The following is a 1,385-nucleotide window of genomic DNA, read 5'->3' on the forward strand; positions in this document are numbered from 1 at the left end:
ACTTCCGACGAGTGGATTACCACGCGTACAGGTATCAAATTTCGCCATATTGCAGACGACAGCGAAAAAACCAGCGACTTGGCCGCCGAGTCAGCACGCCGCGCCTTGGCAGATGCCGATTTGCAGGCTGACGATATCGATCTGATTATCGTCGCCACAGCCACTCCCGATATGCAGTTCCCTTCTACGGCAACCATCGTGCAGCAAAAATTAGGCATAACCAACGGCTGCCCTGCCTTTGACGTCCAAGCCGTGTGCGCCGGTTTTATGTATGCCATGACCACTGCCAATGCCTATATCAAAAGCGACATGGCGAAAAACGCTTTGGTGATCGGCGCGGAAACCTTCAGCCGCATCGTCGATTGGAACGACCGCACCACCTGCGTCCTCTTTGGTGACGGTGCTGGTGCGGTTGTCTTAAGCGCATCTGACGAACCGGGCATCATCCACAGCAAACTCAAAGCCGACGGCAACTACCTCAACCTTTTGAACGTCCCCGGACAAATCGCCAACGGCCAAATTTGCGGTTCGCCCTACATCAGCATGGACGGTCCCGGCGTATTCAAGTTTGCCGTCAAAATGCTGTCCAAAATCGCAGATGACGTTATCGAAGAAGCCGGTTACACCACCGATCAAATCGATTGGCTTGTGCCGCACCAAGCTAATAAGCGCATTATCGACTCTACCGCCAAACACTTGGGCTTGAGCATGGATAAAGTGATCTTAACCGTCCAAGACCACGGCAACACTTCCGCAGCCTCCATTCCACTGGCACTGGATGTCGGTATTAAAAACGGCCAAATCAAACGCGGACAAAACCTCTTGCTCGAAGGTATCGGCGGCGGTTTTGCCTGGGGTGCAGTTTTGGTGAAATACTAACGATTGGGCCGTCTGAACATCCCTTTCAGACGGCCTATTCTGCTAAAACCCATGAAATCCCTAACGTTTGCATTCTGCATCAGCAGCCTGTTTTTAAGCATAACGGCTGTAATATTGCCCAAACTGGCAATCGCCTATCTCGCACTGAGTGCATACGTTTTCCTGCTTTACTACCGAGACAAACAGCGCGCACGCAACCACGGCAGGCGCATACCCGAAGCAAAATTGCATCTGCTCAACCTGCTTGGTGGCTGGCCGGGCGGTTATTGCGGCAGCCTCGCATTCAGGCACAAAACCAGCAAACTCAGTTTTGTCCGCACCTTCCGGCTGACCACCGTAACCAATACTGTCGCCACCCTCCTTCTGCTGGCAGATACCCTCAAACATTCAAACCAATAAGGAATTACCATGTCTTTCGCATTCTTCTTCCCCGGACAAGGCTCACAAAGCCTAGGCATGATGAACGGCTTTGCCGAGCAAGCCATCGTTAAAGCCACATTTGACGA

At 52.3% G+C, this 1,385-nt stretch carries 2 protein-coding genes and 1 pseudogene; all 3 read left to right on the plus strand.

Annotated elements, in window-relative coordinates:
• A partial coding sequence (locus ACTHS3_RS13145) for a beta-ketoacyl-ACP synthase III (protein ID WP_440368147.1) occupies window positions 1-879 on the plus strand: 879 nt, incomplete at its 5' end.
• Between the two features lie 51 nt (window positions 880-930).
• Complete coding sequence (locus ACTHS3_RS13150) at window positions 931-1,278, plus strand: DUF1294 domain-containing protein (RefSeq protein WP_070607118.1); 348 nt, start codon at window positions 931-933, stop codon at window positions 1,276-1,278.
• Between the two features lie 9 nt (window positions 1,279-1,287).
• Window positions 1,288-1,385 (plus strand): annotated as a pseudogene (locus ACTHS3_RS13155) (ACP S-malonyltransferase); the annotation flags it as partial.

Source organism: Neisseria sp. P0009.S007 (genome assembly GCF_051962515.1).